At 44.9% G+C, this 22,824-nt stretch carries 23 protein-coding genes; 16 read left to right on the top strand and 7 right to left on the bottom strand.

The genetic code is table 11. The features are described from left to right. Positions 1–276: 276 nt before the first annotated feature. Positions 277–2,391: a sodium-translocating pyrophosphatase gene (locus tag EHO57_RS16440; protein ID WP_135641886.1), complete on the bottom strand. Its 2,115-nt coding sequence runs from the start codon at positions 2,389–2,391 to the stop codon at positions 277–279. A 71-nt stretch (positions 2,392–2,462) separates the two neighbouring features. On the opposite strand from EHO57_RS16440, the gene EHO57_RS16435 reads away from it, so the two are divergent. Continuing rightward, positions 2,463–3,632, top strand: coding sequence for a hypothetical protein (locus EHO57_RS16435; protein ID WP_135643217.1), 1,170 nt, complete (start codon positions 2,463–2,465; stop codon positions 3,630–3,632). 76 nt (positions 3,633–3,708) lie between these two features. Here the strand turns inward: EHO57_RS16435 and EHO57_RS16430 are convergent, their stop codons facing one another. Further along, complete coding sequence (locus EHO57_RS16430) at positions 3,709–4,302, bottom strand: Tll0287-like domain-containing protein (protein ID WP_167882223.1); 594 nt, start codon at positions 4,300–4,302, stop codon at positions 3,709–3,711. 258 nt (positions 4,303–4,560) lie between these two features. On the opposite strand from EHO57_RS16430, the gene lsa14 reads away from it, so the two are divergent. The 4 genes from lsa14 to EHO57_RS16410 all read left to right on the top strand — a co-directional run bounded on the left by lsa14 (position 4,561) and on the right by EHO57_RS16410 (position 6,469). Continuing rightward, entirely contained in the window at positions 4,561–5,037 is a 477-nt protein-coding gene (lsa14, locus tag EHO57_RS16425; RefSeq protein WP_135641883.1) for an adhesin Lsa14, read from the top strand. A 33-nt stretch (positions 5,038–5,070) separates the two neighbouring features. Next, entirely contained in the window at positions 5,071–5,382 is a 312-nt protein-coding gene (locus EHO57_RS16420) for a TRL-like family protein (RefSeq protein ID WP_425460800.1), read from the top strand. Positions 5,383–5,387: 5 nt separating this feature from the next. Continuing rightward, a complete protein-coding gene (locus EHO57_RS16415; protein WP_135641880.1) occupies positions 5,388–5,726 on the top strand; it encodes a TRL domain-containing protein in 339 nt (112 codons plus the stop codon). A 194-nt stretch (positions 5,727–5,920) separates the two neighbouring features. Continuing rightward, positions 5,921–6,469 carry an LIC12231 family lipoprotein gene (locus EHO57_RS16410; RefSeq protein ID WP_135641879.1) on the top strand — a complete coding sequence of 183 codons (549 nt, stop codon included), beginning with the start codon at positions 5,921–5,923 and terminating at the stop codon, positions 6,467–6,469. Between the two features lie 2 nt (positions 6,470–6,471). Here the strand turns inward: EHO57_RS16410 and EHO57_RS16405 are convergent, their stop codons facing one another. Both EHO57_RS16405 and EHO57_RS16400 read right to left on the bottom strand, forming a co-directional pair. Next, positions 6,472–7,599, bottom strand: coding sequence for a hypothetical protein (locus tag EHO57_RS16405; RefSeq protein WP_135641877.1), 1,128 nt, complete (start codon positions 7,597–7,599; stop codon positions 6,472–6,474). A 157-nt stretch (positions 7,600–7,756) separates the two neighbouring features. Then, on the bottom strand, positions 7,757–8,083 hold the full coding sequence (locus EHO57_RS16400; protein ID WP_135641875.1) for a TRL domain-containing protein: 327 nt from the start codon (positions 8,081–8,083) through the stop codon (positions 7,757–7,759). A 359-nt stretch (positions 8,084–8,442) separates the two neighbouring features. Here EHO57_RS16400 and EHO57_RS16395 point away from each other — a divergent pair, with 359 nt between their 5' ends. From EHO57_RS16395 to EHO57_RS16380, 4 genes are all read left to right on the top strand, one after another. Next, positions 8,443–8,931 (top strand): DUF3015 domain-containing protein, encoded by a 489-nt coding sequence (locus EHO57_RS16395; RefSeq protein WP_135641874.1) that lies wholly within the window; start codon positions 8,443–8,445, stop codon positions 8,929–8,931. Positions 8,932–8,942: 11 nt separating this feature from the next. Beyond that, positions 8,943–9,425 (top strand): DUF3015 family protein, encoded by a 483-nt coding sequence (locus tag EHO57_RS16390; protein WP_135641872.1) that lies wholly within the window; start codon positions 8,943–8,945, stop codon positions 9,423–9,425. A gap of 78 nt (positions 9,426–9,503) precedes the next feature. Further along, positions 9,504–11,528 carry an Lnb N-terminal periplasmic domain-containing protein gene (locus tag EHO57_RS16385; RefSeq protein ID WP_135641871.1) on the top strand — a complete coding sequence of 675 codons (2,025 nt, stop codon included), beginning with the start codon at positions 9,504–9,506 and terminating at the stop codon, positions 11,526–11,528. Further along, a complete protein-coding gene (locus tag EHO57_RS16380; RefSeq protein ID WP_135641870.1) occupies positions 11,494–12,369 on the top strand; it encodes an alpha/beta hydrolase in 876 nt (291 codons plus the stop codon). The genes EHO57_RS16385 and EHO57_RS16380 overlap by 35 nt, the downstream gene beginning before the upstream one ends. Here the strand turns inward: EHO57_RS16380 and EHO57_RS16375 are convergent. After that, positions 12,341–12,739 carry a hypothetical protein gene (locus EHO57_RS16375; RefSeq protein ID WP_246050758.1) on the bottom strand — a complete coding sequence of 133 codons (399 nt, stop codon included), beginning with the start codon at positions 12,737–12,739 and terminating at the stop codon, positions 12,341–12,343. The genes EHO57_RS16380 and EHO57_RS16375 overlap by 29 nt on opposite strands. Positions 12,740–12,872: 133 nt before the next feature. Between EHO57_RS16375 and EHO57_RS16370 the strand changes: the two genes are divergently transcribed. The 6 genes from EHO57_RS16370 to EHO57_RS16345 all read left to right on the top strand — a co-directional run bounded on the left by EHO57_RS16370 (position 12,873) and on the right by EHO57_RS16345 (position 20,219). Beyond that, positions 12,873–13,316, top strand: coding sequence for a hypothetical protein (locus EHO57_RS16370; protein ID WP_135641867.1), 444 nt, complete (start codon positions 12,873–12,875; stop codon positions 13,314–13,316). A gap of 9 nt (positions 13,317–13,325) precedes the next feature. Further along, entirely contained in the window at positions 13,326–14,669 is a 1,344-nt protein-coding gene (gene rlmD / locus EHO57_RS16365) for a 23S rRNA (uracil(1939)-C(5))-methyltransferase RlmD (RefSeq protein WP_135641865.1), read from the top strand. 56 nt (positions 14,670–14,725) lie between these two features. Then, positions 14,726–15,847 (top strand): SpoIID/LytB domain-containing protein, encoded by a 1,122-nt coding sequence (locus tag EHO57_RS16360; protein WP_135641864.1) that lies wholly within the window; start codon positions 14,726–14,728, stop codon positions 15,845–15,847. Between the two features lie 175 nt (positions 15,848–16,022). Further along, positions 16,023–16,727 (top strand): ABC transporter ATP-binding protein, encoded by a 705-nt coding sequence (locus EHO57_RS16355; RefSeq protein ID WP_135641862.1) that lies wholly within the window; start codon positions 16,023–16,025, stop codon positions 16,725–16,727. Beyond that, entirely contained in the window at positions 16,724–19,231 is a 2,508-nt protein-coding gene (locus EHO57_RS16350; RefSeq protein WP_135641861.1) for an FtsX-like permease family protein, read from the top strand. Before EHO57_RS16355 ends, EHO57_RS16350 begins: the two co-directional genes overlap by 4 nt. A 49-nt stretch (positions 19,232–19,280) precedes the next feature. Continuing rightward, positions 19,281–20,219 (top strand): hypothetical protein, encoded by a 939-nt coding sequence (locus EHO57_RS16345; protein WP_135641859.1) that lies wholly within the window; start codon positions 19,281–19,283, stop codon positions 20,217–20,219. A gap of 14 nt (positions 20,220–20,233) precedes the next feature. On the opposite strand, the gene EHO57_RS16340 is transcribed toward EHO57_RS16345, so the two are convergent. Together EHO57_RS16340 and pyrE are read right to left on the bottom strand one after the other, a co-directional pair. Then, entirely contained in the window at positions 20,234–20,944 is a 711-nt protein-coding gene (locus EHO57_RS16340; protein WP_135641858.1) for a hypothetical protein, read from the bottom strand. A 3-nt stretch (positions 20,945–20,947) separates the two neighbouring features. Beyond that, positions 20,948–21,505 (bottom strand): orotate phosphoribosyltransferase, encoded by a 558-nt coding sequence (gene pyrE / locus EHO57_RS16335; protein ID WP_135641856.1) that lies wholly within the window; start codon positions 21,503–21,505, stop codon positions 20,948–20,950. Positions 21,506–21,686: 181 nt separating this feature from the next. On the opposite strand from pyrE, the gene EHO57_RS16330 reads away from it, so the two are divergent. Continuing rightward, complete coding sequence (locus EHO57_RS16330) at positions 21,687–22,775, top strand: acyl-CoA desaturase (RefSeq protein WP_135641854.1); 1,089 nt, start codon at positions 21,687–21,689, stop codon at positions 22,773–22,775. Positions 22,776–22,824: the final 49 nt, after the last annotated feature.

The raw sequence follows: 22,824 nt of genomic DNA, 5'->3' as shown, positions 1-22,824 counted from the left end.
GGGAGTGAGATTCCCGTTAGGGTTGTCTGAGCAAAGCGAAGCAAAATCAAGTGGGATTCGAGTACGGTGCGGCCCCCGCCCTGTGTTGGGTGGGGGGAGCGGCTCGTGGGTTTGCGAAAATTCCCTATCACAGATCCGCTTTACGCGCAATCAAAAATCCGCAATTTCGAACTGGGCGCCTTACCTCTGATATCGAAAATAATGCGCACCGACCATTCTAAATAAAAAAGGGGCCTTTTTCAGCCCCTTCTTCTTATCTAAAATTCGAATATTCAATTATTGGAATAAACGAAGAAGCAATCCACCTTGGTGAACGAAGAACTCCGCAAACACTAGGCTTGTGATCGCCATCAATTTGATCAAGATATTGATAGATGGACCGGAAGTATCTTTTAAAGGATCGCCTACGGTATCTCCCACAACAGCAGCCTTGTGTTGGTCGGAACCTTTTCCACCTGCTGATTTCTCGATATATTTCTTGGCATTATCCCAGCCGCCACCTGAGTTCGCAGAAGAGATTGCAAGAACCACTCCAGCAACCAATGCTCCTGCGAGAACTCCCGCAAGAGACTTGATCCCGAATAGATAACCTACAACGATCGGAGTAAGAAGGACAAGGAGTCCCGGAGCGATCATCTCGCGAAGTGCAGCGGTAGTAGAAATATCAACGCAGCGCTTGTAGTCAGGCTTCGCCTTTCCTTCCATGATCCCTGGGATCTCTCGGAATTGTTTTCTCACTTCTTCTACCATGTCTACTGCAGCTTTACCTACGGATTTCATAGTCATTGCGGTAAATACGAAAGGAAGCATTGCTCCGAAGAGAAGTCCTCCGAACACTTCCGCGTTCAGAATGTCCAGACCATGAGTTCCAGTCCTTGTGATGAATGCTGCAAACAAAGCGAGAGAAGTAAGAGCCGCAGAACCGATCGCGAAACCTTTTCCGATAGCAGCAGTAGTATTTCCTGCCGCGTCCAAGGTATCCGTTCTATTACGGACTTCTTTTCCTAATTCAGCCATCTCGGCGATCCCGCCTGCGTTATCCGAAACGGGACCATACGCGTCGATAGTAAGACCGATCGCGATGGTAGAGATCATCCCAAGAGCGGCGATGGCGATCCCATACATTCCTGCGAGAAGATTCGCAGTCACGATAGTGATCACAAGAAGAAGAACAGGAACCACAGAACTTTGGTAACCTAAAGCAAGACCGTAGATGATGTTCGTAGCTGCTCCCGTTTTGGAGGCGTCTACCACTTCTCTTACAGGTTTATATGAATGAGAAGTATAATACTCTGTGATCAGACCGATAAACATTCCGGAGAAGAGACCGACCACTAGGGAAATAAAAACATTCCACTTAGTAATGGTTTTTCCAGCGATCTCGAAAGTATCCACCATGTATTTGTCGGTAACGAAATACATTGCCGCACCAACCAAAAGTGTAGAGACCCAAAGTTGGATCTTCAGGACCTTCTCCACATTTCCTCCTTCTTTCACAGATGCTATGAAGGAAGTTAAGAGAGAAGCTGGGATCCCGAAAGCAGAGATCAAGAGAGGGTATAAAAGGGCGTCCGTATTTCCGGAAAGAGCGGAAGCAGTAGCACCGATCACAAGAGCAGCGCAAGTCGCCTCAGCGCAAGAACCGAATAGGTCAGCTCCCATTCCAGCAACGTCACCGACGTTGTCACCTACGTTATCTGCAATCGTAGCAGGGTTACGAGGATCATCCTCTGGAATTCCCTTCTCTACTTTACCGACCAAGTCGGCGCCTACGTCCGCAGCCTTAGTATAAATACCTCCACCCACTCTTCCGAAAAGAGCGACAGCGGAACCGCCTAAGCCGAAACCTGCAAGAGCTTCCATTAAGAAAAGCTTACTTACATTCGGGAACAGGTTGGTATAAAGTAAGAAGAGTCCGATCATCCCGAGAACTGCAAGACCAACGAGACCGAATCCCATAACTGCGCCGGAATCGAAAGCGACCCGGAACGCCTTGCTCATAGAACTCTTTGCAGCCTGAGCCGTTCTTACGTTCCCTGCGGTAGCGATCTTCATTCCGATAAAGCCGGAAAGGCAGGAGATTAGCGCTCCCGAAACGAACGCGATCGCAGTAAAGAGACCATCGTTAAAATCCGGGGTTTCCGGATTGTCCAAAAGGAAGAAGATCAAAACTGCCATAAAGGCGATGAAAAGAGAGATAGTTTTGTATTCTCTCACGAGGAAGGCCATTGCGCCTTCGGAGATCGCTGAAGAAATTTCGATTAATTTCTTGGATTCTGGGTCTTTTCCGCCCTCGGTTCCAATGGTAATCCTGGTGACCTTCAATGTATAAACTACGGCGGTCAAAATAGCCAGGACGGCAAAGGACAGAATAATCGTAACAGAATTCATTCTGGGAAACCTCTTGTTTTTTTTAAAATTTCCGATGATTTAAAAAGATGGGATCGAGCTTGTCTAAAATAGTGCGACTTACACTTTCCGTTTGGTTCTTTCTAGTTATTTGCACTATAAAATCGGTCCTGGCCTTGAGTTCAACCTTTTCTTGGGAAGAGCTGATCCAGCAGGCTGCCGAGGAGGCCTTGCGAGGAAGATACCAACAAGCCTTAGAAAAATTACAAATCGCGGACGAAACCGGAGAGCCCAGAGACTTCCGGTACTATTGGATCTTGGGAAAGACCCTGCATGGAAAGGGAGACGAATTAGAAGCTCTCAAGAGTTTTGAGACGAGTCTTAGAATGAATCCGGACCAACCCAAGGTATTGCAGGAGATGACCGATCTCTACGATTCTCTTCGCTTTCCGGACAGGGCTTTGGATACTGCCAGAGTGATCCTTGCAAAGGATCCGGAGAATAGAGAACTCAGATACAGGGCCATGCTTTGGTCATCTCGCGTAGGAAATCTGGAATATTTCAAGGCGGCTCTGCACGAATTAGAATCCAATAATCCGTATCTCGCGGAAGAACAGGCATTGTTAGATGAGATCGTTACATTCCAAAAAACTGGAAAACTGGACGAGTCCCTAGCAAGATGCAAACGATTCCTGCCCTACTTTCCGAGAAACAAGAACCTACATAGGCTTTGTTTACTCTCTTATAAATCCAAGGACTCAGGTCTTTACGAAGAAGGTCTGATCCAAAGATCCCTTATCTTTAGGGACGAACCCATCTTTCATCATATACTGAGTATGGAATATCTGGATCAGAGAAGATTTGTGGAATCCGCAGCCTTGGGGAGAAGAGCACTCCTATTAGCACTGAGAAAGGCTCCTTTCCCGGATAAGGACTATCTTCTTCCATTAAGAAGATATTATATACAGATCGGCTCCGATTCCGGCGTCCAAGCCACAGAACTCTTGGAAGAAGTGATCCGGAACAAGAAAAGCCTTAGTACCGAGGAGTGGAACGTTCTACTCAATCATTCTTCGTACAATTGGGAAGTTTTAGCGTTCGCATTGAAGGCTCTTCCCGAATTGGAACCGGAAGAAAAAGTACGGATCATTTCCAGGGAATGGAGAGAATCTTATAAAAACCTGAAATTTCAGGAACTAGAGAAAGACCTCTCCCGTTTTGCCGGTCCATACCATTTGGACAAGAGTTTTCAATTCTATTTAGAAAACGCGGCTGCAGAATGATCTCGCACAAAGAGATTAAAGAGTCTGCAGATCACTGACGGACCTTGATTTAGACTTCTTTCTTAAAGCAGAGATATTATAAACGTTGCCAAGAAGCGGAGTAAGCCCCAATAAGATCTCCCAATTGGTATCCGAAGGATCGATCGTTCGGATATAATCTTCTCAGCCCCGCTCTCAACTCCGTAGGAATTTGCTCGGCCTGCCCATGACATTTTAGGCAGACCGGATCGTTCACGTAGATCGGTCGCATAAAGTGCAAAGATTTTGGCGCGCTTTCTGAAAACACAAAAGCAGGGATATCTTTAGATGCAAATTCTTTCCACTCTGCAAATACTTCCTTCTCCCAATCATTGGGCAAATGATCCGGATTCCTGCTTTTTTCGGAGATCCTTCGAATGACCAACCCTGGGTAAGATGCTAAGACCTCCCTTTCGTTTTCTTCCGAAAAAGTGCGGCAGGCACCAACAGAAGAAAGACTTCCTTTTTTACGGATCGATTCATTCAGATCCTTTCGCAAATTCTCCTCGGAAGCAAAGAAGAGCCTTGTCAGAATGGCTTTCTTCTCCGTATCCTGTTCTCTATTACAGAATACGAATATAATAAAAAAAGAACAAATCAAGAGATTCCGAAGAAAGATCCTCTTCCAATCGAATGGTCTGGAAAATTTCACGAAACAATCATCCGATCCGATCTTTTTCTGCCAACCAGTATAATTCCCTTATGTTGCTTTGGTCCACGAACCTTCCACACAAAAGCTCCAAGTGATTTTTCAATTCATACCCCATTTGGGTAAGATCTTCTGGGCTTTTCAAGGGCGCTAGAAAATTTTCATGTTGAAAAGTATGATCCTCTGTTTTCACTGCCCGTTAGCCGTAATTTCTGTGACTTTTGTTTCATGAATTACGAGTTTCTAATAGGATAAGGTTGAATGAAGATTAAATCACTTATTTTCAGCTGTTTTTTATTACTAGGACTTGCCAATTGCACTGGTGCAAATATGGGCAACGTTATTGGTGCTACTCCAAACACAAATCCAACTAAAAATTATGGGTTGCCATTAGGCTTAAGCCCCCTCGTCACAAAAGGTGCATATTTAATTCACAGTGGGGATATTCCGGGGCAGATCGGTTTTAATGCAGAAGCAGTTTCAACAGGCACTGCTTGCAGCAGAAGCATTTTGAATCTAATTGCTTTCGGGGATTCCTCACTCGCAGCAGCTAAGGCAGATGGAAGGATCAATAAGATCGCCGCAGTCAATTACGAACAATTCGCTATTTTAGAGGGAGTTTATCATAGCTTTTGCACAGTGGTTTCCGGTAGTGCGGGAGGAAATGCTACTACGAATGCAGTCCCCACCACTCCTATTCTGAACGCTGATCCAAACCTAACTCCGAAAAAGAGATAATCCAAAATGACCAAGACAATGAAACATTTAACGATCAAATTCATAATTGCTGCGGGGATCATACTAGGCTCTTTCACCAACTGTGCAAATGGGCCTGTCGGCGGTTTCCTATTTACGGGAACTACATTTCCAGGAGAGTTTAATACATTAAACAACGTCTCTCCGACAAAAAAAGCGGAAGGTTGCACAAGAAGTGTGCTCGGCCTTATCACCTGGGGTGATTCTGGAGCTGGGCAAATTGCTTTAGAGAACGGAATAACCAAAATAGCAACGATAGATCATTCCACAATGTCTGTTTTAACTTTGGTTTACAGAGATTATTGCACTATCGTCGCTGGAGAATAACAACAATGAAAAAGACAATATTATTCATATTAATTTCCTTAAGCGCATCTGCGTCTTTCAATTGTGCAACGAGCATTCTTCCTGCGGCTATTTTTGGTTCGGCAGAATATCATGTTTCTGGGACTCCGACCGGCGGCCCGACTGATGCAAGAATCCTAAAAAGTGGTAAGTCTTGTAACAATTACTCACTACTAAATGTTCTCTTTTACTCAGGTGGAGAAGGAAGCATTGTGGAAGCGGCTCAAAAAGCTGGGATCAAGAAAATTGCAGTAGTGGACAAAAGTGTATTTTCGATCTTCGCACCTCTTTTTTCAAGAGAGTGTGTAGTAGTTTACGGAGAATAAAGAGAATACTCTAACAAAATCATTCTTTCATTTAACCCGACACGGGATCGCATGAAAGAGATCCATTAAAACCCGAAAAGGATTTTTCCTTTCGGGTTTTAATTTCGATTCAGTTTGCGAATAATGGAAATCTGTCCGAATAACTCTCTATCTTTCTGAAGGGAAATCAGAATAACGGATCAAATACCGTACTTATGCAAAAAATACTTAGAACCGCCTTCCTATCCATATTCTTACTGATCCAAAACCAATGCATCATGACATACAGGGATTTTCCGGAACCTTCTCCCCCATCGGAAACCGTAGTAGCGGACCAGAAAAACCCGATCCACTTTAAGATCACCCGATTTACAGGATGGAGTGAAAGTAAGGTCGTTCTTTATTTGGAAGGAAAAGGCTGGAAAGAAGTCACGGGTTACCCACCGGAAAAAGGGATCTATATCGAGATCCAATCCGTAAAGAAGAGTCCTTCTACCCTAGCCGCTTTCTTGATCTACATTTCGTACGCTACATTCGGGATCCTTCCTTCTTTTAGCGGAAAAGATGGAGCGCAAATCAGTATGATCGTTTACAAGGATTCCAAGAGAGTAACCGGCTTCGAATATGAATTTACTCGAAAGACCTTTATCTGGTTGGCTGCCCTTCCCTTTGTCTGGCTAAATTTTATGACCAATAGCGACTTCGACGCTTACAAAGGGATCTTGGATAAATTCTCTTCCGACCTTAAGATAACAAAATTATAAAGTCATTTTACCGGATCGGCTTCCAGAAGATAAGCGATCATTGCGAGTATTTTCGCTTCTGGCATTCCTCTGAGAAAGTAGTGATCGTTCCTAAAAGAGGGATACACAAGACTTCCATGATGCAATGCATCCGATAAAAGGATAATTCCGTCGTTCGGCCCGTAATTCATTAAAAAATTATAATATGGTCTGGCGCGCAGACTTACATGCCTAAACAGAGGGACTCCCACCACATTGATCATTTGTATCCCGGAAGGAAGTTCCCAATCCTTATCCAATGGAGCGTCTTTTCCCTTGCGAATGGAGAGAAACCCACTCCAATCATACCCTTTAAAGAAGAAATATGTGCGGACTTCCAATCTGGTCCAAAAATCGTCCAGAACTCCTTCTATCATTCTAGATCCTTTTAGAATGCCACCAATGCTGTACCAACCTCTTACCTTCTTAAAATAAGGTTCTTTCCCGCAAGTCTCGATCGCAGTCCTAAAATCTGCCGAACCCTTGCTAGGAGAAGCGATGATCACTGTTTCATCAGGACTTAGAAATTCCAAATATTCGCAAATGGTCTTTGCGTTTTCTGAGGCCGGAGATGCTTGCCCTACCGGGATCAGATCCGATCGAATTCCGACATTCGAAGCCAATTTACGTAAGGCGGCTCCATCGGCCCCCACTTCCGGATTATCCGCATAGAACATTCCCGGTACCATGGCAAGTACCGTCTTTTTGCCACTGAAATCGGGTCGCTGCTGTTTGAAATCCGCTTCTTTCTTATCCAAGTATTCTAGGAATCTTTTGTTCTTCGGATCGGTAATTACCCTTTGGTAAAATAAAGCGGCACCCTTGTCTATATCCTCCGTTTCTTCTGAGATTTTCAGAAGGTTGGCTTCCGTTAGACTACTCAACGCATTCATCTCAGGATACGCACTTGTCGCCCAATCCAAATACGCTTTTTCATCCTCGCATAGATTGGAGACCCTATAGGCAGAAATATTGCAGGAAACCTTCTTGTAGCCTGGAGGAATTTCGGGAGCCGTAAGCTTTCCATCTGCCCGACAAGCGACCAAAGCAGACAACAACAAAGAAAAAAGGAATACGGTCGGAATATTCGAAGTAAATAATATAGATCTCATGGGCAAATAAAGAAAAAGGCCGCGACTATTTGAACCGCCGCGACCTTTCATTTTTAACACAGGGTTTTATCAATTGAATCTCAAAACCATGTAGATTCAACCCACTCGCAAAGCAAGCAGGATCGGTTTAGCCCATCCAACAAAACCTTTGGAGAGATCAATCTCCGTAAGCGATTGTGCAAGAAGAAACGTAAACTGAACCGAGTACGTTCGATCTGTTGTGGTCGATCGCCTTAACGACTTTCATTCCACCTTTTTTTGCAGCCGCTTTGATACCTGCATCACCGGTAGCGATCAGGTTCAGGATAGAAGATGCACATGCCTCTCCACTTTTTTCTCCGACTCCGTCTTTTTGGGAATTGTCTCTGTTAAAGATAGTCGCATTTTCAGTGACATCAGTGTAGATCGACCCGTAGACGAAAGGGATACAATTGGTCAAGGTGAGCATTCCGATCAAAGCGATCGCCATTAAACTCTTTTTCATGTTTCTTACTCCAAACAAGTTTCTATGTTTTATTTTCGCTTATTTGCATCACAAAGTAGATCGCAAGCTCTATGCATATTTTATAATCTATAAGAAAATAATTTTGCGATAAAAGCGTTATACTTCTTTGTTTCGCTTAAACACAAAAAGGGATCTTTTGGTCTTAAAATCTTGCGTCAAGAGTTAAAAACGGATTTTTCCCAAAAAAAGGGGAACTTGATTTTTGTCCGATAAACGCAAGTAAGTTTCTAGCAAAAATCAATAACGAACACAGGCCTCTCAGCAATTTATTTCTAGTTGACATACCCTTTTTCGAGGAATTTTATATTTTCCAATCAAAAGGAAGGAGAGGTTTGTTTATGAAAAAACAACTTCTAGCGATAGGGCTCGCGGGATTGCTCGGCCTATCTTCGGGAATTTCTGTATCCGCTGCGGATTATGGTGCTGCCGGCTGTGGCTTAGGCTCTATAGTTTTCAAAGAGAATAAGGCGATCTTGCAAATTCTTGCAGCTACCACAAACGGCACATCTGGAAACCAAACTTTCGGGATCACCACCGGAACTTCCAACTGCGCCACCGACGGATTGGTCCGCAATGAAAAAGTACAAGAAGTTTTCGTTTCTGTGAACTTCAACTCTTTGGAAATGGAAATGGCACAAGGAAAAGGAGAGAAACTGCAAGCTCTTTCTAGCCTACTCGGATGTTCTTCCGATAGCGCGCTTGGAGCTTACACTAAAACTAATTTCGGCCAATTCTTCCAAGAAGAGACCACTCCTTCTTCCTTACTCAGCGCGGTGAAAGAAGGGATCAAAAAAGACGCAGTCCTTTCTAAAAATTGCAAACTATAAGGAAATAGCAGATGAAAAGAATATTAGCATTATCTCTATTTTTAGCATTGTTCGCAGCTCCTCTTTATTTCGTTTCCGCTAAAGGATACGGAGCATCGGGTTGCGGCTTGGGTTCCATCGTGATCACCGAGAACAAAAAAGTTCACCAAGTGATCGGAGCGACCGTAAACGCTACCTTAGGAAACCAAACCTTCGGGATCTCCACAGGAACTTTGAACTGTGAAACTAGCGGTTTCAGCCAAAAGGAAATGGAGCAACAGATCTTCGTTCACTTGAACTACCAATCCCTGGAGCAAGAATTTGCAAAAGGATCCGGTGAGAAGATGGAAGCTTTCGCTTCTTTGATGGGCTGCTCTGACAAAGCCACTTTCGGAAAAGTAGGAAGAGAGAAATTCTCCGACCTATTCAACCAAAACTCTCCTGATTCTTTCTTGGAAAGAATGAGAGCTGAAGTAGCTTCTAACGCAGTTCTGGCTTCCAGCTGCAAGATCTAAGCTTTTTAAAAGCGATATCGCTCTTCTTCCGAAAGGAAGAAGAGCTTTCTTAATCATAAAAACGTAAAGAATCCAAGTTTGCCTCTCAAATCGAAATACCTTGTATTTCTAATTTTTCTCTTTTTCCCCATTCATTCTATTTTTGCGACGGAGCCGGAGCCCTTCTCAAAGTACAAACAAATCGCGGAATCTAAGAAACTTTGGGAAGATCGGTATTGGATCCTTCTTCTCCACTATACCAAGTCTACTCTCGGCTGGGAGAGTGAGGCGGATTCTACTTCTTTCTTCCTTGCTCCTAAGGGAAAGAAAAATCCCAAGGAAGAACTTCTATCTACGTTAAACGCTATTTTATCCCCAGCTTCTTCTCCCAATCCGGAAGATAAGAACTGGATGCATCCTCGCTGTAAATTCCCGGAAAGAACTAGGTGGCTCCAGGAAGAACTAGGGATTCAGACTTCCGATCTGGCGCCTGCGGATTGTTCCCGCTATGAGAAATGGATAAGTACCCTAAATCCTAAGGCAGCTAAGATCATATTCGCTTCGTATTATATGAATGCTCCTGCCTCCATCTTCGGTCATACTCTCTTAAAGATCGATTCTGCGAACGAGGACAGAAAGGATATCCTGGAATATGCGGTGAACTATGCTGCGAATGCGGATCCGAATTCAACGAATGCGATCGTATATGCGGTGGGAGGTTTGATGGGAGGATATCCCGGGGTATTTTCCTTGTTTCCGTACTATATAAAGATCGGCGAATATAATGATACGGAAAGTCGGGACCTTTGGGAATATGAATTGAGCCTAAACCAAAACGAGGTCCTGCGAATGACACGGCATATTTGGGAATTGGGCTCTGCTTCCTTCGATTATTACTTCTTGGATGAGAACTGTTCGTATCACCTTCTTTCTTTATTGGAAGTAGCGAGGCCTACCCTTCATCTGAGAGACAGGGCTCCTTTCGTGATCCCCGGCGACACCGTAAAGAAGTATATAGAACAGGCAAATCTGGTCAAAGAGATCAAATACAGACCATCCTTACACAGCAAGATATTGCAGAAAGTGCGCAGCATGAACGAGGAGGAAAGAGGACTCTACGAAAAGATCATCGGGAATGGGGATATAGCCCCTCTGTTTGCGAACCAGGAAAATAAGAATATTCGAATTTCTTTACTTACGGATTCTCTTATGGACTCTTTTCAATTCAGGAGAATGGAAAGAGATCCTTTTCCAAACCAAAACGAGAATTATAAACAACTTCTTTTGTTCCGAAGCAAGATCAATACGGATTACGACGATTCTAAGAATGATCCGATCACCCAGAGCCCTCACGTTTCCCATGGAAGTTCCGCTTTATACAACGAAGTAGGAACATCCAATCTAGGAACTTTTTACGGGTTCGGCTATAGGGCCGCTATCCACGATCTTCTGAATACGGATACCGGATACGTTCCGAATTCTTCTGTGGATTATTTTTCGTTCAAGGCAAGATATTACGAGAATACAAAGAAACTCCATCTGGAGGATTTCCATTTTGTGCGCCTTCTTTCTTTGACCCCTTATAATTCTTTGGGAAAATCCGTTTCCTATTTTGTGGATTCGGGGGCAGATTCTTCGGTGTATGAAAAGAATAAGGACCGACAAAGAAACGCTCTTCGTTACGAGGCCTACGTGAATCCTGTGTACGGCTCTTATTCTTTGGCCCAATTCGAAAGGGATGCGGGAAAGGACAGATTCGAAAGGGTAACGAATGCGAATTTAGAAGCCACCGCAGGATACAGTTTCCAGGACGAATTCTCTCCGGGTGCGAAACGTTTTCTATTCTCCGTGCAAGCCGGCTTCAAAGGAAGGTACAACGGACGCTACGATACGAATGCGGTTATAGCTCCGCAAGGTGCCGCTTATTTTGTCGCAAATTTCGACTCTTTTAAGGCGGTGCTTTCCCTGCACTATTATGCTTTTGGAATATACAATGTGCCGAACGATTACAAGGCTCAGTTGGGCTTGCGATATGCGATCCATCCAAACCATGAGCTTAGGTTAGAGGCCAAGGCCCAGAGAAATTATAATGAAGCTAGTTTTTCCTATGTGTATCAATTTTAATTCGGTATTGCTATCCCTTCTTCTTCTCTTTTCCGTTTATTGCGGAGGGATGCTCTATCATCCCACAAGGGAGACGTATATTGAACCGGAGAAGTTAGGGTTCCAACCCGAAAGATTCTTCTTAAAAATGAAGGATGGAACGCTCGTCCGAGTTTGGATCTTTAAACCTAAAGGCCAGGCAAAGGCCAGTATTCTGCAGTTCCATGGGAACGGTGAGAATATGAGCAGTCATTATATCACTCTCGTCTGGATGGTGGAAAGAGGATACGAGCTCATCACCTGGGACTATAGAGGTTATGGCGAATCCGAAGGAGAAGCAGACAAAGAAGAGATCCACCAAGATTCAAAGGAGATCCTGGATTTTGCACAAGAGAGAGCTCGTAAGGTGGGTATCCCTTGGATCGTCTACGGACAAAGTCTAGGAGGAGCAATCGCCTTACGAGGAGTAGGTGAAATGAAGAACAAAGACGGACTCTTACTTGTGGTTGCGGACGGGAGTTTTGCATATTATTCCCATGTGGCAAAGACGATCGCGGATCGTGTATTCTTTGCCCCTGTAGGTTCTATTGTGAGCTTATTCTTTTCGGATCACTTGAGTCCGGGAGATACCATCGACCAAATTTCCCCTACAAGACTTCTTCTTGTGCATGGAACGGAAGACGATGTGGTTTCCTTTCCGAATGGGATGGAACTTTTCGAGAAGGCAAAGGATCCAAAACTATTCTGGGAGATCAAGGGAGCCAAGCATTTAGATTGGATGCAGATGGGAAGGTCCAAGGGAGCCGGGAACTTCTTAAAATATGTGGACCAGCTTACTTCTCAGAACCCGAAGTTTCAGTGAGGGAATACATCCTGTTCCCTTCGAGGAGGAGGCGTAGCGCCTTCTCCACATCTAATTCTTGGATAACCAGTTCCGGAAGAGTGAAGGTGCCCGTATTAAATAATTCGAGGGAGAGGAATTGTCTCTCTCCTTGCTTTGCGAAAAAGATCTTCTCCGCGTCCCTGCACTTTAACGCATAAAATCCCGGTTCCAATTCTGAGAGTTTGTATTCTCCGGAGTCCAAGCTCCACTTTCCAACGGATTCTCTCTTGCCGGACTTAAAGTTCCCCTCGTATCGAAACAATTCTACCTCGAAAGAGAAAAGGGATTGGGCCACTCGGGATGGACGAAGTATATAAACAGCGGAAACTTCCGGCTTTTCCTTTGACAACTTGTCGAATCTTTGCGTACTAGAGCAGCTCCAAAAGGTGAGTAGAACTAGAAGAACAAAGGAATGTCTGATCAAAAATCTGGTAGCCCCTTGAGATCTCCGGTTAAAATTGACCCTAATTCGAGGATTATTCATGAAAATTGAGTTCACACCCGAGCAATACGAGACCTTGCTTAAATCCATCGCGATTTCAAGTTGGATGATCAACGCATTCAACGAAGGGGAAGAAGAATCCAACTCCTACGCCGAACTCGAGCAATACATACTTTCCTTTGCAAAAGATTTTGGAAAGCAGGAATTCGTAGATTACGATGCCGCTGACGATATCTATTATCCTACCCGCAAGTTCGAGGACCAGACGGATATATTCGATATCATTTCCGATTATGATAATGAACTCTTCTGGGACGAGCTGATCCATAGAATGGCTCGCCGTGATTTTCTAGAAGAGCACGGAGAGTCCGGGATCGCAGGAATGGCCATCGAAGAAAGGATCGAAAAAGAAGCCCCCTATATCAGCAAGTACGAAGAAATATTTACGAACCAAGGCTTGGAGAATGTGGAGATTCGTTCTTAAACGATTCTCATGTTCGATCAGGAGCCCTTCGGTAGTTTAGAAATAGAGCGCCTTCTCCCCAATCTAAGAGGAGAAGGTTTCATAAATAAGAAGAAGATAGAGATCCCCTACTCTATTCCCGGCGACAAATACACAGTCTATAAATTCGGAAAGAGAAAGATATTCTTCAAATGGCAAGCAGAGCATTTGGAAAAAAGATCGGCTTCTCCTTTATGTTCTAAGTTTGGGGAATGCGGAGGCTGCGCAGGACAACATCTCGCGTATTCCAGTCAATTCGCTCTGAAGTCAGCGCCTGTTCTCAAAGAATTACAAAATGTTAAATTAGAAAAGACGCAAACGTCTCCGGCCTCTTCCCAATATTCCTATAGGAATCGGATGGACTTCGCAGTCTTTCCTAACCGAGTCATCGGCCTTAGAATGGCGGGCAACTTCAGAAGGATCATTCCCCTGGAAACCTGTCCGATCCAATCCGATTGGGCCAATGAGGAAATGAGAGTACTTCCAAAGATCCTCGAGGCCTTTCCGGATCTGGAATACGATCGAAAGAAGGAGACAGGATTCCTAAAATATATCACTCTTCGCAAGTCTGTCTTCACGGAAGATTCTCTTAGCATCTTCACTTTTACCGAAGATTTTCGCACAAGTCCCCTCTTAGAAGAAGTCTCCGAAAAAGTAAAAGAGATCTCTCTCGCAAAGAATATCGTATTCTGCTTCAATCGCAGAAAAGGAGAGGTCTCCGCCTCCGGAGAAGCTCTTGCCATCCGCGGAAATTCCTTTTTGGAAGAAGAGATCTGGGGAAGGAAATTCAAGGTTCCTTTCGACGGATTCTTCCAACCCAACCCAAAGGAGTTCCTACAGATCCTTGAATTCATCCGAGCGAACTTAATCGGCTCCGGAACTCTCGTGGATCTATTTTGTGGGAGCGGATTCTTTTCCCTGCTCTTTGGGGAGTCCTTCTCTCATATTTTAGGGATCGATATAGTTCCTTCTTCTGTTTCCGCTGGAGAAGAAAGTCTGCAGAAGGAATTTCCGGAGAAGAAGATAGAATTCTTGGCCTTCGATCTTTTTCATAAGAAGGGAATGGCCAAGATGAGTTCTGCCGATCTTCCCTGGCAGGATTCTGTGGTTATCGCGGATCCTCCTCGTAGCGGTCTGAGTCCGGAACTTTGCTCCTTCTTGAATGAGAATCCGGTCAAACAACTCTTCTACGTTTCCTGTAATCCGGAAAATCTATTAAGAGACAGTAAACTTTTGGAAGAAGGTTACGAGATGAGTCAATTCCTACTTTGCGATCCCTTCCCCCAAACCCCTCATATGGAAGCGGTGGCACTCTTCTTGCCGAAAAATCGCTGAAGGGATCTCGGTTTTCTCTCGATATAAGTACCCAAAGGCATTTTCCGAAGGTACACATGAACCGACTCAAATCTATTTTATTCTCATTCTTAGTCCTGGCAGCTTGGGGATGTAATACGATCATTATCAAGCCCTGGAACGGACCTCACGCGATCAAGTCCAGCGATAAGATCCGAGTCTTCTTAGGAAAAGCTGAGTCTGATCTAATGGTAAAATCCGACGGGGTCATTTTCGTTTACGATGTGAATGATCTTCTCATTAAAAGAGCATACGACCATGTCTCCTTGGACATTCGAAAACTCAAGGCTCCGATCCGATTCGTAGCGGATAACCCCGGCCTAGAATACAAAGGAAGAAAAGTCAGAGGAGAGATCCTACTGCAACCGGACAAGAGCGGATCCTTCTTAGTCATCAATCGCATTCCTCTAGAAGAGTATCTGTTCGCAGTCGTTCCTTCAGAAGTCCCCGCAGGCTGGCCTTTGGAAGCGTTAAAGGCTCAGGCGATCTGCTCCCGCACCTATGCAGTTCGCGAGATCCTGAACAAAAGAAACGCCGACTACGATGTGGAAGCCACTGTGAATTCGCAAGCCTATGCCGGAATGGACAAGGAAAATCCTAAAACCACACAGGCAGTCCGTGACACAGAAGGTGTATTAGCAATTTATGATGAAGATCCGATCCATATGTTCTTCCATTCCAACAGCGGAGGAAAAACCGAAACTCCTGACCAAGTCTGGGGAGGAAAGCGTTTGCCTTATTTGGAATCTGTTTCTTCTAAATTCGATGAAGCCGGAGACAATTTTGTTTGGAAGGATATTTTAAGCCAAGAGCGCATGGACAGCAATCTCTCTTCTTTAGGAGTGGGCTCCGTTCAATCCATCCAAGTCCTTTCCAGAACTCCATCCGGTAGAGTGGATCTTCTCGAAGTCATCGGGAAACAAGGAACCTCCAAGATCAAAGGAAAGGAATTCAGAAATCTACTGGGCGCCTCCGTGAAATCCTTACGCTTCGGGATCAAAAGAGACCACGAAGGATTTCTGATCAAGGGAATGGGCTCCGGTCACGGAGTGGGACTTAGCCAATGGGGAAGCTTCGGTATGGCGAAGCAGAACTACACGTATGCGGAAATCCTCCGTCACTATTACCAAGGAATTGAATTCGCGAGAATTACGCGATAACCTGAGGCTCGGGCGGTAAGACGCCCGGTTGTCGCTGTTTTTCTGTGGAGAGGTGGGCGGAGGTGTGATATAGAGAGGCCTTCGCGCTCCCACGAACCGCTCCCCCCACCCAAGCCCCGGAGCGGGGGCCGTCGCATTTCACTTGCCATTCTCTCGGAAGATTGAAAATAGGCCCATGTCGAATCCGACGAATCGAATCATCATTCGCAATCTGATCAAGTCTTACCGGAATGGCACTCATTCCGTTCCGGTCTTGAAAGGGATCCAGTTGGATGTTCCCGATACTTTTTTGACCCTAATGGGCCCTTCCGGCTCGGGCAAATCCACATTCTTGAATATTCTTTCCGGGATCGACAAAGCCGATTCCGGTGAAGTTTGGGTCGGGGGAAAGGATCTCGCCACCTTCTCCGAAGAAGAGCTCACTAATTATAGAAGAGAGGAAACCGGGATCATATTCCAATTCTTTCATCTACTTCCTTACTTGAGTGCGCTCGAGAATGTGGCCCTCCCCCTTTATATTGCCGGGATCGGGAAATCGAAAGCACGAGAGATCGCAAAAAACGCATTAGAAAAAGTTGATCTATCCCATCGTTTTAAGCATAAACCAGACGAACTTTCCGGAGGAGAGCAGCAAAGGGTCGCGATCGCAAGGGCCTTAGCCAAGAATCCAAGTATCGTTCTGGCAGACGAGCCGACAGGGAATTTGGATACCTATCACGCTCATAAGATCCTGGAGCTTCTTTTGGAGCTTCAGGAGAAGGAAAAATTCTCTTTGTTTATCGTAACCCACGATAGAGAGATCGGCGAAAAAGGAAAGATCCGATTGAAAATGAAGGACGGCCTGATCCTTCCGCAAGAAGACCCTGTGTTTAGAGTATGACACTATACTTTCTATTTCTCTACGAATACTTTAAGACCCATTTGCCCAGGTTTATCTTTGCGCTACTTGGGATTGCCTTAGGAGTCGGGCTCTTCTTATCCACAACCACGAATGCAAATAAGGCGGAAAGGTCCCTTGTGGATTTTTCCATGGGATATCTGAAAGGAGAATTCAATCTTAAGATCTCCACACCGCAACCGAATCAAAGCCCGCCTTGGGATCTGCTTACCCAAATCTATAAAGACCCGAAACTCAGATCTATTCTTCTGATCCGGCCCCGCATCCAGAGGGAAGGGATCTCTTCCGACAATATACGGGTCCTGTATTTGGGAATGGACCTGACCAAAGAATATCTAGGCATTCCCCTACCGGAGGAGAAGGACCCGAATCGTTCAGGTCCATTAGAAAAAACGTATGTATCCCGAGCACTGGCGAACAGATTCAAGAATGGACCTTTTACTCTTCTAGTTAATGGTCGAACCTTAGAGTTCCAGGATTATATTCCCGTGGATATAGAGGGAGGTTTTCTGATCATAGAAGACCTCTCTTATTTACAAGGCAAGATGCCAGAATGGACAGGACCCGATTATCTTCTTCTAAAGACTTCTGGCTCGGATCTTTCGAAAGAAAAGCAAAAGTTGCAAGTCGCTCTGGGATCCCATTTAAAGATAGAGACCTCGGAAGAGATCAAGGAAAGATCGGCAAGCGCACTGCGTTCTTTTCAACTCAACCTTCTCATAATTTCTTTTATCTCCTTACTCATCGCATTCTTCATGGTCTCCAATACCATGTCCGGACTTTTCCTGAGTAGGGAGAGAGAACTAGGTATCTTGCGAACCCTAGGCTTGGATGTAAATCGGTCCATTCTACTTTTCTTAAGCCAATCCGTTCTGCTGGGAATTCTAGGGACCATACTCGGACTTTTCTTAGGGATCTTCTTCTCCGGTTTGGATTTCTTCCGTCCGGAATCCGGCCTTGTAGATAAGGATCTATTATCCACTTACAACTCCGTTTCCTCCTGGGATCTAAGTCTCGCTGCCGCCTTGGGAATTGTAGGCTCAGTAGTCTCCGCTCTTTACCCGGCTATTCGAGCAGGCAAGATCCCTCCTATTTCCATTTTACGAGATTCTCAAAAAGAGAAAAGGCGTATCTCCGATCCAAAATTGGCATTGTACGGCCTGGTATTATTTATAGGCTCCCTTCTTATCTCCAATCTCCCCTCACCTTGGAAATTGCCTTTACCTGGGCTCATGGGCGTGGGAGGAATCGTGATCGGGATCACATTCAGTTTTCCTTATTTACTTTCCGTATTCGGCCGTTTGACTTCCAAGCTGATCGATCGTTCGGACAAAGGATTTCCTTTTTTTAGGATCGGATTGGAAGAGCTGAAAGAAAATCCAGGGAGAAATACCCTAACCGCTGCTACAGTAATGCTCGCAGTTTCTCTCGTTCTTTGCCTGACCATCCTTACGGATAGTTACAAGAAGTCTTTGAACGATTGGGTGGATTCGGAATATCCTTCCGACTTTACTATCATCAACGACCGCTTCTTCTATTCCGGAATCCACGGAGGGGTTCCAAAGGATCTCCCGGAGAAGATCCGAAGCCTCGGGATCAGCTCCTATTTGGATGGATTCTTAGTGAATACCGGATTCGAAACGGATCTGGGCACATTCACTCTTCACGCATATGATTTCTCGGTCTATGCAGATAAACCGGAACGAATCGAGAACTCAGTGAAACAAGAAACGGATATTTTAATTTCTTCTAATATGGCATATTTAAAGAAATTGAAGGCCGGAGATATTTTACTCTCTCAAACCCCTCAGGGAAAAAAGCAATTCAGGATTCAAGGAATCAAAGAACATTTCTTCTCGGAAAGAGGAACTGTCATGATGGACATTCGTTCTTACGAAAAGAATTTCGGATTCCAGACTTTGAATTCCATTAAGCTTTTCTTAAACAAGGAATATTCCGGTCCCATAGGCCAGGAACGTGCCAAGAAGAAGATACTGGAACTTTTCCGATCGAACCCGGAATACAAGGATCTAAGTCTTTTGGATTCCGCGCAACTTAGGGAGATCTATCTCTACGAGATCAACAAGGTCTTTCGGGTCCTGGATTCCCTGAAGGCTACCGCAATCTTTATCTCCGTAATCTCCCTTTTATCTTCTCTTGTTCACACTCTTTATGATAAAAGAAGGATGCTTGGTTTACTCAAATATCTGGGGGCTTCTCCGGAACAATTGGGAACCATCCTAAAAACGGAAGCGATCTATCTCACTAGCCTCGGAGCTATATTCGGGATCCTAGCCTCCCTTGTAATGTCGCCCATCATTCTATACGTAGTGAATCGGAACGCGTTCGGATGGACCCTAACCTTCTCCTTCTTACCCACCATACCCGTACTGATCCTTCTACTTGCACCCATATTGGGTTGGGCTTCCGCGATCTATCCGCTCCGGATCTTGAGAAAAATGAGCTTCCAACTCAGCCCGGAATAAGGAAAAACTATCTTGATTCCAGACTAGGTCCGAGTAAGGTACTCCTTCGATGGCTACCCCTCTAGAAATAGCCCTGGAACTCGCCGAAGAGATCAAGAAAACCAATCTGCAGGAAGATAATAAGATCCCTTCTTCCGATTCCTTTTTGAAAGATATGATGGCTTTCTTTTCTAGGGAAACGAACGAGATCCGTCATTCCCTGGAATTACTTCGCCAAGCAAAGTATATATTCATCATCAAGATCGTTCTTCCGGAACAATCCAAAAATGCCAGGGAACAGGACCAGGGAGTGGACGCGTATGTCTACGCCGATCTAAAGATCGTGACCGACCTAAAAGCGTATGCCGAGAAGAAATTAGAGAAAGCTTACGAGGCTACGTATTACAAACGTAAGTCGCCCTTTCAGATCACTCGCGAACTATTCCCAAAGATCAAAGAGCACAATAATACTCCACTGGGTAGATTCATCAACATATCCGTCATGTTGGAAGAATACCAAAGGGTTCTCACTTCTTCCGCGAATGAATATGACGATAATCGTCGTCGGAACCTGCTTTCGGAATTATTGGAAAAGGCAGGAACTCCCACTACGATCGCAAGGGACATACCGGATTACGAGATTTCTCCTTCCGGAAGCAATCCAGGCTTCAAGAGAGCCTCGGATGTGGTCGCATCCAACGAGGTACCTTACAATCCCAAGAGTCCTTGGTCTAGATTGACTTCCAAATTTTCAGTGGAATTCCTGATCAGGATCCATCTGAGAAAGTATGAATTCGATACCATTCGCAAACTCATCCTAGGCGGAAAGCTGACAGAATTCGAGGATCTGAAATATGTCCGAGATAGCATTCAGAAAATGGAAACTCATTTGAGCCTAGACGCAAGCCTCCAGGCCTACGCAAACGATATGATCGAATTAAGAAGACTCGCTCAAAAGAAAATGAATATCCTAAAAGGCATCACCAACTCAGGATCCATTACTTCCTGAATTCTCCCGTTCGTTTAGATCAGATCGAAATACCGGGCCACAAAGGCAGCAAGCAAGACGAGAAGGATAAAAATATATCTTCTTCTGGCAGAGTAGCCTGTATCCATTCTATCCTTTGGAAAGATAAGTAAGAAGAGAAGAGCATTCACGATGAATACGATAAAGATTGCATCTTGCTTTATCTGCCAGATCCCAACCCCGTAAGAGATCGCAGCCCCGAAAGAAGGAATGAAATACAGAAGTGTTTTCCAAGTCAGGACCCTTGTATCTCCCTCTATGATCGTCGCCTTCTTGCCGGATCTTGTTTCCAATTCGCTTAAGAAACCCTCCATATTCTCCAGATTCAAAAGAGGGATATAATTCCCTTCCTTGGTGATCAAGAGGATACGATCGTAACCCCGAAAACTATCCTTCTCTATATGTTCCAGATCGGAGAATTCGAACTCCATACATTGACCCTTCGCATTCCATTGCTTGAGGACAGGACCATCTATCTCTACGCTTGCACCTTGTAGGATCTTCAATTGCCTATTATAATTCTTTACTAAAAGAAGAAGGAGAACTCCTCCCAAGAACAGATACGTGGTGAGGAATGTCTGCTTCTTGTCCTCGTCCAAATGGACCACGCTCACGCCGATGAATATTAGAAAAACGAGAAGCACTAGCCCGGTGCGAACGAGAAGCTTCTTTCTAAAAACGGGAGAGTCGTATTTATATACGGACATATTCTATTCCAAGCTTCCGAATTCCGATTTCTTGAAGAGAGGAAAGACCCGTATGCCTTCCGCTTCTATCGCGTCCTTTCCGCCTTCTTCCCTATCCAAGATGCAAATGCAAGCCTTGACTTCCAGTCCTGCATCTCTTAGGCTCTTGATCGCTTGCAGGGTGGAACCTCCGGTCGTGATCACATCGTCCACGACCACACAGGATTTTACTGCGTTCACTCCCCCTTCCACCAGATTCTTGGTACCATGATCCTTGGCTTGTTTTCTCACGATCAAAGGAAATACATTCTTGAACTGCTTTCTGAATTCCAAGGAGATCCCAAAACAGATCGGGTCCGCTCCCATGGTCAGCCCTCCGAATGCTTCCGCTCCGTCCAGGCCAGTCTCAGGAAGATGCTTTTGGACGATGTATTTGCAGAGAAGTTCCAGTCTCTCCGGATGCAATGTGATCTCTTTACAATTGAAATAATGCCTGGATTTCTTTCCGCTCGCTAGGGTAAAGGGCTCTTCTCTGAACCGATATGCATGATTTTGGATGAGTCGAAATAGTTCTTCCCTCACTGGATCCTCTCTTCGAGCTTCTCTGCCCGGAATTCCATCTTAGTAGGAACTCCCCAGGAAAAAACAGATTTTTGGGCAAGGAAAGGCTCTGGCCGAAAAATTCCAGGACCCGGATTTTTTTTTTTGCAACCTAATGGAAGGTTTTGGCTCGTATCAGGAAAACCAAGACCGGAATACCGATATGGAACAAACGAAAAAGAAAATAGCGCTGAAGACTACCATCTTCTTGATTGCGACTCCAATCATTGGAGTCATTGGTACAGGAGCACTACTCCTCACCCGGGGAATCCCTTTAAACACGTGGTTGGTTTACCTATTCATGACCGCTGCCACCGGACTCTCGATCACCGGAGGATATCACAGATTATTCTCTCATCGAGCTTACAAGGCATCTTTTCCGGTCAAACTCTTCTACATTCTTTTCGGCGCAGCTGCGTTCCAGCAATCCGTAATCGAATGGAGTTCCGACCATAGGATCCACCACCGTTTTGTCGACAAAGACGAAGATCCGTATGCGATCACCAAAGGATTCTGGTATGCACATATTCTTTGGTTATTCGAAAATAGAGATCATAGGACGCCTGTGAATGTAAACGATCTCTACGAAGACAAATTAGTTAAGTTCCAAGATGATTACTATTACGCTATCGCGATCTTCATGGGATTTATCTTCCCTACCCTTCTCTGCTCGCTTTGGGGAGACGCGTTAGGTGGATTGTTGCTTGCAGGTTCTCTTAGAATTGCAGTCAACCATCACATGACCTTCTTCATAAACTCCTTGGCTCACTATAAGGGAGATCAACCTTTCTCTGACAAGCATACTGCGAAAGACAACTGGATCATCGCACTTTTTACTTTCGGAGAAGGTTATCATAACTTCCACCATGAGTTCCAAGCGGACTACAGAAACGGGATCCGTTGGTTCGATTACGATCCAACCAAATGGTTGATCAATACCTTCGCTTTCTTCGGATTAGCTTCCGATAGAAAGACGATCTCCGAAGAGCAGATCCTGCGTAAGAAAATGGTCATGGATGAGAAGCAGCTTCGCGGCAAACTCGAATCCAAGTCCCAAGCTCTTAGCAAGGGTTTTGAAGAAAGATTAGAAGCTCTTAGGAATTCAGTGCAAGAGTCTCAACAAAGACTGATCGATCTGAAGGCTTCCGAAACGAACGCTGAGAAGAAGGCGATCAAAGAAGCGGAGTCCGATTTCAAGGTAGCTCTGAATACATGGAAGAGGTTCGTTTCCGGAGATTTAGCTCCAGCATAAAGAACTCAATATACCTGAACCCATTACTGGCCCTCCCCATAAAGGAGGG

This window comes from Leptospira langatensis, assembly GCF_004770615.1.
Lineage (GTDB): Bacteria > Spirochaetota > Leptospiria > Leptospirales > Leptospiraceae > Leptospira_B > Leptospira_B langatensis.
Note: the sequence above shows the minus strand (reverse complement) of the source record. Positions and strands in the feature narration are given on the sequence as shown.

Coding starts and splice junctions, on each gene's coding strand:
- rlmD (WP_135641865.1), top strand. CDS start 13,326: ATGTTCGATCAGGAGCCCTTCGGTAGTTTAGAAATAGAGCGCCTTCTC.
- EHO57_RS16360 (WP_135641864.1), top strand. CDS start 14,726: ATGAACCGACTCAAATCTATTTTATTCTCATTCTTAGTCCTGGCAGCT.
- EHO57_RS16395 (WP_135641874.1), top strand. CDS start 8,443: ATGAAAAAACAACTTCTAGCGATAGGGCTCGCGGGATTGCTCGGCCTA.
- EHO57_RS16355 (WP_135641862.1), top strand. CDS start 16,023: ATGTCGAATCCGACGAATCGAATCATCATTCGCAATCTGATCAAGTCT.
- EHO57_RS16400 (WP_135641875.1), bottom strand. CDS start 8,083: ATGAAAAAGAGTTTAATGGCGATCGCTTTGATCGGAATGCTCACCTTG.
- lsa14 (WP_135641883.1), top strand. CDS start 4,561: ATGAAGATTAAATCACTTATTTTCAGCTGTTTTTTATTACTAGGACTT.
- EHO57_RS16410 (WP_135641879.1), top strand. CDS start 5,921: ATGCAAAAAATACTTAGAACCGCCTTCCTATCCATATTCTTACTGATC.
- EHO57_RS16345 (WP_135641859.1), top strand. CDS start 19,281: ATGGCTACCCCTCTAGAAATAGCCCTGGAACTCGCCGAAGAGATCAAG.
- EHO57_RS16330 (WP_135641854.1), top strand. CDS start 21,687: ATGGAACAAACGAAAAAGAAAATAGCGCTGAAGACTACCATCTTCTTG.
- EHO57_RS16405 (WP_135641877.1), bottom strand. CDS start 7,599: ATGAGATCTATATTATTTACTTCGAATATTCCGACCGTATTCCTTTTT.
- EHO57_RS16370 (WP_135641867.1), top strand. CDS start 12,873: ATGAAAATTGAGTTCACACCCGAGCAATACGAGACCTTGCTTAAATCC.
- EHO57_RS16390 (WP_135641872.1), top strand. CDS start 8,943: ATGAAAAGAATATTAGCATTATCTCTATTTTTAGCATTGTTCGCAGCT.
- EHO57_RS16380 (WP_135641870.1), top strand. CDS start 11,494: ATGAAGCTAGTTTTTCCTATGTGTATCAATTTTAATTCGGTATTGCTA.
- EHO57_RS16340 (WP_135641858.1), bottom strand. CDS start 20,944: ATGTCCGTATATAAATACGACTCTCCCGTTTTTAGAAAGAAGCTTCTC.
- EHO57_RS16440 (WP_135641886.1), bottom strand. CDS start 2,391: ATGAATTCTGTTACGATTATTCTGTCCTTTGCCGTCCTGGCTATTTTG.
- EHO57_RS16350 (WP_135641861.1), top strand. CDS start 16,724: ATGACACTATACTTTCTATTTCTCTACGAATACTTTAAGACCCATTTG.
- EHO57_RS16415 (WP_135641880.1), top strand. CDS start 5,388: ATGAAAAAGACAATATTATTCATATTAATTTCCTTAAGCGCATCTGCG.